9 protein-coding genes are annotated in these 6675 nt (G+C 70.3%); 8 read left to right on the forward strand and 1 reads right to left on the reverse strand.

The window, feature by feature from the left end:
* The 8 genes from VH112_09980 to VH112_10015 all read left to right on the forward strand — a co-directional run.
* Window positions 1–391: DNA ligase (locus VH112_09980; protein ID HEX4540560.1), on the forward strand; the 391-nt coding region annotated here is incomplete at its 5' end.
* Between the two features lie 84 nt (window positions 392–475).
* The gene (locus VH112_09985; GenBank protein HEX4540561.1) at window positions 476–1699 is read left to right on the forward strand and encodes a cytochrome P450; all 1224 of its coding nucleotides are present in this window, start codon (window positions 476–478) and stop codon (window positions 1697–1699) included.
* Between the two features lie 64 nt (window positions 1700–1763).
* Entirely contained in the window at window positions 1764–2420 is a 657-nt protein-coding gene (locus tag VH112_09990) for a methyltransferase domain-containing protein (GenBank protein ID HEX4540562.1), read from the forward strand.
* Window positions 2421–2444: 24 nt separating this feature from the next.
* Entirely contained in the window at window positions 2445–2843 is a 399-nt protein-coding gene (locus VH112_09995; protein HEX4540563.1) for a PaaI family thioesterase, read from the forward strand.
* A gap of 224 nt (window positions 2844–3067) precedes the next feature.
* Window positions 3068–3262 carry a ferredoxin gene (locus tag VH112_10000; GenBank protein ID HEX4540564.1) on the forward strand — a complete coding sequence of 65 codons (195 nt, stop codon included), beginning with the start codon at window positions 3068–3070 and terminating at the stop codon, window positions 3260–3262.
* Window positions 3263–3265: 3 nt separating this feature from the next.
* Complete coding sequence (locus VH112_10005) at window positions 3266–4489, forward strand: cytochrome P450 (protein ID HEX4540565.1); 1224 nt, start codon at window positions 3266–3268, stop codon at window positions 4487–4489.
* A gap of 65 nt (window positions 4490–4554) precedes the next feature.
* On the forward strand, window positions 4555–5322 hold the full coding sequence (locus tag VH112_10010) for an SDR family oxidoreductase (GenBank protein HEX4540566.1): 768 nt from the start codon (window positions 4555–4557) through the stop codon (window positions 5320–5322).
* Complete coding sequence (locus VH112_10015) at window positions 5319–6092, forward strand: SDR family oxidoreductase (protein ID HEX4540567.1); 774 nt, start codon at window positions 5319–5321, stop codon at window positions 6090–6092. Before VH112_10010 ends, VH112_10015 begins: the two co-directional genes overlap by 4 nt.
* Here the strand turns inward: VH112_10015 and VH112_10020 are convergent.
* On the reverse strand, window positions 6079–6675 hold a 597-nt coding region (locus tag VH112_10020), incomplete at its 5' end, for an LLM class flavin-dependent oxidoreductase (GenBank protein HEX4540568.1). The genes VH112_10015 and VH112_10020 overlap by 14 nt on opposite strands.

The raw sequence follows: 6675 nt of genomic DNA on the forward strand, positions 1-6675 counted from the left end.
GCCCGTTCGCACCTTCGACCTCGTGGTGTTGGCGGCCGAGTGGGGTCACGGCCGCCGCCGAGGTTGGCTGTCGAACCTCCACCTCGCTGCCCGAGATCCGACCACGGGTGGCTTTGTGATGGTGGGCAAGACCTTCAAGGGCCTCACCGACATCCTGCTGGGCTGGCAGACCCAGCGCCTCCTCGAGCTCGAGACCGACCGTGCCGGTATCACGGTCACCGTCAATCCGGAGCTGGTGGTGGAGATCGCAGTGGACGGCGTGCAACGATCGCCTCGCTATCCGGGCGGCGTTGCCCTTCGCTTCGCCCGAGTGAAGCGATACCGCTCAGACAAGACGACGGCCGAGGCTGACACGATCGACGCCGTGAGAGCGCTGCTGACCAACAGGTAGTAGCTGCGGCCAATCTCGACACCAAGTGAGGAACCCGTCGATCGCCGGTTGCGGGTCATGGGGCGCCAGGTAGATGATCAACGGGTGACCCAGCTCGAAAGAGTCTCGCTCATTGAGCTGATGAAGGACCCGACGGTCCGGGCGGACCCGTACCCCACGTACGCCCGGCTGCAGGCCACGGGCCTGGTCCTGCCCACCACCGTGGGCGGCTGGCTCCTGTCGCGACACGCCGAGGTCTTCGCCGTGCTGCGCGACACCCGTTTCAGCAGCAGCTCCCGCCACCAGGCCGGCTATGAGCAGTTCGCCGAGCTGGGACGCCAGCTGGGCCTGTCCGACCTCCAGGACCTCATGGGCCGGGTCATGCTCTTTGCCGACCCGCCCGACCACACGCGGCTGCGCCGGATCGTGGGGAAGGCCTTCACCGCCCGCACCGTGGAGGACATGCGTCCCCGCATCGCCGCCATCGTCGACGGGATGCTCGACGCAGTGGCTGGCGACGGCGGTGCCGACCTGGTCGAGGCGTTGGCCTTCCCCCTCCCGGTGACGGTGATCAGTGACATGTTGGGGGTGCCGGACGAGGACCACGAGACGCTGCGCAGTTGGACGGCAGAGGCGGTGAAGGCGCTCGACCCGTCGGACGATATGACCGTGTTCTTCCCCGCGGCCGAAGCGATCCGGGCCCTGCGCACCTACTTCGACGAGCTCGTCGGCCACCGCCGGCGAGCTCTCGGCTCCGACCTGCTCAGCGCCCTGATCGCAGCCGAAGATGACGGCGACCGCCTCAGCCACGAGGAGCTGCTGGACACGGCCATCCTGCTGTTCGGCGCCGGGCACGAGACGACTGTCAACCTCATCGCAGGGGGCGCCCTGAACCTGCTGCGCCACCCGGGCGAGCTAGCCCGCCTGCAGGCCGAGCCCACGCTCATCACCAGCGCCGTTGAGGAGCTGCTCCGCTTCGGACCCCCGGTCCAGCTGACGGCGCGGATCGCGACAGCCGAGGTGGAGCTTGCCGGCCAGCCGATCGCCGCGGGCACCGAGGTGGTCGCGCTCATTGCCGGGGCCAACCGAGACCCCGAGGTGTTCGAGCACCCCGACCGGCTGGACATCGGCCGCCGGGACAACCGTCACCTTTCCTTCGGCGGCGGCATCCACCATTGCCTCGGAGCGCCGCTGGCCCGCATCGAGGGCCAAGAGGCGATTGGCCGCCTGATCGGCCGCTTCCCCGACCTCGCCCTGGCCGAGCCGGAGATCGAATGGAAGCCGACATCGACCATTCGGGGGCCCCAGCGCCTGGCGCTCGTCTGGTAGGCGCCGACGCTCACGCAGCTGCGAAGCGGTCTACGCCAACCGGCGCGCCCTTAAGGTAGGTCACATGGACACGACGTACTGGCGGGGCGGGGCCGAGGACGAGGCAATGCAGGAGGAGCACGGCTTCATCTGGCGGGCGATGCTCGAGACTATCGATGTCGACCTGGCCGGGAAGCGGGTGCTCGATGCCGGGTGCAACCGGGGCGGTTTTCTGCGCCTGCTCGCCGACTGGTGTGGCATCGCCGAGGGGGCCGGGTACGACCCCGCCGCCAGCGCCGTCGCGGATGCCCGGGGGCTTGTCGGACATCGACCGTTGCAGTTCGAAGCCTCAGACACGGTGCCGGCGGGATGGGACTGCTTCGACGTCGCGTTCAGCCATGAGGTGCTGTATCTGGTGCACGACCTCTCCGCCCACGCCACCGACCTCTTCGGGGCGCTGGCGCCAGGCGGCGTCTACTTCGCCGTCATGGGTGTCCACTCGCGAAGCCCGCTGATGCTCGAGTGGCACTCGGCCAACGCCGAAGAGCTCCGCCTACCGAAGCTGTACGACATCGACGAGGTGGTGGCCGCGTTCCGCGGGGCAGGATTCGACGTGTCGGCGGCCCGGCTGGCGATGCGATTCGTTCCGGCGGGCGGCCATGGGCACCACGGCCGAGGTCAGCTGGTCGACTGGCTGGACTACTACTACGACCACAAGCTCCTGCTCCGCTTCAGCCGGTAGAGACAATGAAGGGCCCGTGTCTTCATGCCCCCGCCCTATGACGTCCACAATTTCCTCAACCTTCTCGGTATCGAGATCCAGGGGGAGGGGGACCAGACCGTCGCCCGCCTGACGGTCTCACACGCCCTCATCGCCGGGACCGGCTATCTGTGGGCGCCGGTCGTGATGACCGTGGCCGACGCCCTGTGTGCGTTCGGTGTCAGCCGCAACTGGCCCGAGGGGGCGGCGAGCTTCACGACCCTGGAGGCCAAGGCGAACTTCCTTGGCAGCGCCAAAGAGGACGAGGTCATCCTGGGCGTGGCGACGCCGGTGCACCTCGGTCGCACCACGCAGGTCTGGGACGCCACGGTCACCAACGAGTCGACCGGGCGTCCGATGGCGGCCTACCGGTGCACCCAACTTCTCCTGTATCCCCGGCCCTAGCCCGGAGGCGCCGCCCAGGGGGGCGCCCCAGCACACTCCGCTCGGTTCATATCGTGTCGAAAGTGGGCGGGACGGGCCGGCATCCCGCGCCCTCTTTCGACCAAAGGTGAAACCAGCAGCAAGGGCCGAGGGCGCCGCGGGGCGCCGACACCGCTCGGGCAGCGTCCGACCTCTCTCGAGTGGCCCGACTTCGCTACGCTCGACCCAGACGGAAGGGAGGCTGCATGCACGTGCACGTCGACCGCGAACGCTGCCAGGGCCACAACCGCTGCTACGCCCTGGCACCCGAGCTCTTCGATGTCGACGAGCTCGGGAACTCCTTCGAGCTCAACGACGGCGTCGTACCGGCCGGCCTGGAGGAGAAGGCCCGCCTCGCCGTGGCCAACTGTCCAGAGCGCGCCATCTCCATGAGCGAATGACCGATGAGCCCTGACAAGAAGCGCCCACCCGTCGTCGACTGGGCGACCGACTTCGATCACACCGACAGCGAGTGGGTCGCCGATCCCTATCCCATCTGGGACGAGCTGCGTCGCACCTGCCCGGTGGCCCACAGCGACCGCTACGGCGGCACGTGGCTGCCCGTCCGCCACGAGGACATCGCCGCCGTCGCCTACGACACGGAGCACTTCACGTCCCGCTCGGTCGTGGTGAGCGAGGTCCGTCCCGGACCCGACGACCCGCCGGCGCCCATGGGCCTGGCCCCGCCCATTACCTCCGACCCGCCGTTCCATGCACTGGCCCGCCGGCTGCTGCTCCCGGCCTTCTCGCCCAAGGCGATCGCCAACCTGGAGCCGCTGACGCGGGATCTGTGCCGGGAGCTCCTCGACGCCACTGCGGGCAACTCGCGGCTCGACGCCGCAGTCGACTACGCCCGTCACATCCCACTGCGGGTGATCATCGGGATGCTCGGCTTCCCCCAGGAGGATGCCGACATCTTCCGCAGGTTCATCCGCATGGTGCTCGAGGACGTCGACCAGTCGGAGGAGGAGCGCCAGCAGGTCATCGTCGGCGGCGAGATCGACGAGTACATCGACGCCCAGATCGCCGAGCACCAGCAGCAGCCAAGGGACGACCTGACCACGTTCCTGCTGGAGGCGGAGCTCGACGGCAACAAGCTGGAGCCCGAGCACGTGCGGGGCACCATGATCCTGCTCATGATCGCCGGGATCGACACCACCTGGTCGGCCATCGGCGCCTCCATCTGGCACCTGGCCCAGCACCCCGACGACCTGCGCCGGATGGCCGCCGAGCCCGACCTCATGCCGAGCGCGGTGGAGGAGCTCCTCCGGGCCTATGCGCCGGTCACCATGGCCCGCCTCGTCGCCCAGGATTTCGACCTCCGGGGTTGCCCCATGAAGGAGGGCGACTGGCTGCTGCTGCCCTTCCCCTCGGCCAACCGCGACCCCGAGGTGTTCCCCGACGCCGGGGAGGTGATCCTCGACCGGGCCGAGAACCGTCACGCCGCCTTCGGGCTCGGCATCCACCGCTGTCTCGGGTCCAACCTCGCCCGCATGGAGCTGCGGGTGTCGCTCGAGGAGTGGCTGGCACGCTATCCGGAGTTCGAGCTGGACGACCCGGCGCTGGTCACCTGGTCGGCGGGCCAGGTACGGGGGCCGAGAACACTCCCCGTGCGGATACTCGGCTGATCGAGCGCTTCACTTCGGAGACGGCCCCGGCGGTTCACCGCTCCGGGGCAGTGTAGAAAGCGCACGTGCCCGAGGACCCCGGCCGTCCGCTCCGAGACCGGGTGGCCCTCGTGACCGGCGCCGACCAGGCGTTGGGCCGCGGTCTGGCCGTCGCCCTCGGGCGGGCGGGTGCCGATGTCGGTCTGTTGGGCGCCGACCTCGACAGCATCGCGGGCGCAGCCGCCGACGTCGCCGACACCGGCGCCCGGACCGCTCGCCTCGCCGTCGCCTATGAGCGCAGGGCCGACGTCGAAGCCGTCTTCAGCGCGGCCGACACCGCGCTCGGGCCGGTCGACATCGTGTTGCACACCGCCGTCGACCCGATCGCCGTCGAGCCCGTGCCTCTGGTCGACGTGGACGAGGATCGTTGGGAGGCGGTGTGGGAGGCGACGATGCGGTCGAGCCTCCTGTGCTGCCAGGCGGCGTTCACGCACATGGCCGGGCGAGGGGGTCGGATCATCTTCTCCACTCCCACGCTCTCGATGTCGGGGGCGGCCGGCCTGGTCGCCTACACGGCGGCGGTGGAGGGCCAGCGGCTGCTGGCCAAGTCGGCGGCCCGCCAGTGGGGCGTGCACCGCATCACCGTCAACTGCGTGGCCCCGGCACCCGCCACGGCTGAGGGCGAGGAAGCCGGCGGCCGTCACCATCTTCCGCTCAACCCTGCTCCACTCGGCGGTCCTGGCGATCCCGAGACCGACCTCGGCCCGGTCGTCGTGTTCCTGGCCAGCGACGCCGGGCACTTCGTCACCGGGGCCACGATCTGTGTCGACGGCGGCGTCTGGATGGCGCCGTGACCGGCTCTCTGGAGGGTCGCACGGGAATCGTGACCGGCGCCGGGCAGGGCGTCGGGAGAGGTATCGCGCTGGCCCTTGCGGGCGAGGGGGCGAACGTCGTCATCGCCGCCCGCCGGGCCGCCACGGGCGAGCCGGTGGCAGCCGAGATCCGGGACCGGGGCGGCTCGGCGATCTGTGTCCAGACCGACGTGACCGTTCGCGGCGAGGTCGAGGCCGCCGTGGCGGCGACCCTGGAGCGGTTCGGCGCGCTGGAGATCATGGTCCACAACGCCTTCGGCGGCCGGGCGGGCGCCAGCCATCGGTTGGAGGAGGTCGACGATCGGATGTGGCAGGGCTTCTCGCGCACGGCGGTCTGGGGGTCGTTTCACTGCGCCCAGCTCGCCTTCCCTCATCTCCGGGCCGCGGGCCGCCATGGGCGCCTCGTCCTCGTCACGTCGCCCGCGGGCGTCGAAGGCAGCGCCAACATCCCCATCTACGCGCCCGTCAAGGCCGCACAGCGGGCCATGGCCAAGAGCCTGGCCCGAGAGTGGGGAGAGCACGGGATCACGGTCAATTGCATCGCCCCCGTGGCGGAGACGCCCGCCCTGCTCGGCGCCTTCGAGGCCAATCCCGAGCTGCGCAAGCGGGTGACGGGACGTGTCCCCCTCGGGCGGATCGGCGACGCCGAGCGCGACATCGGCTCGGTTGTCGTCTTCCTTGCTGGCGACGCCTCGGGCTACGTCACGGGCCAGACCATCGTCTGCGACGGCGGCAGCTTCACGGGCCTCTGAGGAGCGGCGCCACCTCGGCGGCGAAGGCGTCCATCTGGTCCAGCAGCTCCTGAAGGGAGCGATTGCGAAACCTGACCTGGACGTGGCTGACTCCCATGTCCGCGTACTCGTTGAGCCGCTCGGCCAGCAGCGCGGGGGAGCCGGCGATGGTGCGGGCCCCCACGTCCCATCCGGGATCGCCGACGTAGAGCACCTCGCTGATCACGCCGATGTCGATCGGCTCGGCGCCGCGCGTCGCCTTGCGGTGCGCGAGGAGGTACTCGATCGACTCGGGCATCGCGTCCCGAGGCGTGCCTTGTGGGAGCCACCCGTCGCCCCGCTCGGCGGCTCTCCGCAGGGCCGCACGCGAGGACCCGCCGACCCAGATCGGCACCTGGGCCTGGCGCGGGCGCGGTGCCAGTCCGACGTCGCGGACGGACCACGTGTTCGTGTTCACGTCGGGATACCCATGGGTGAGTGCGGCCCGTACGACGTCGATGGCGTCGTCCGTGCGCCGCCCCCGCTGTTGTAAGTCCGCGCCCAGGGCGCTGAACTCGCCCTCGAGATGGCCGGTGCCGACCCCGAGCACCGCCCGACCGCCCGA

Source organism: Acidimicrobiales bacterium (assembly GCA_036270875.1).
Taxonomy (GTDB): domain Bacteria; phylum Actinomycetota; class Acidimicrobiia; order Acidimicrobiales; family AC-9; genus AC-9.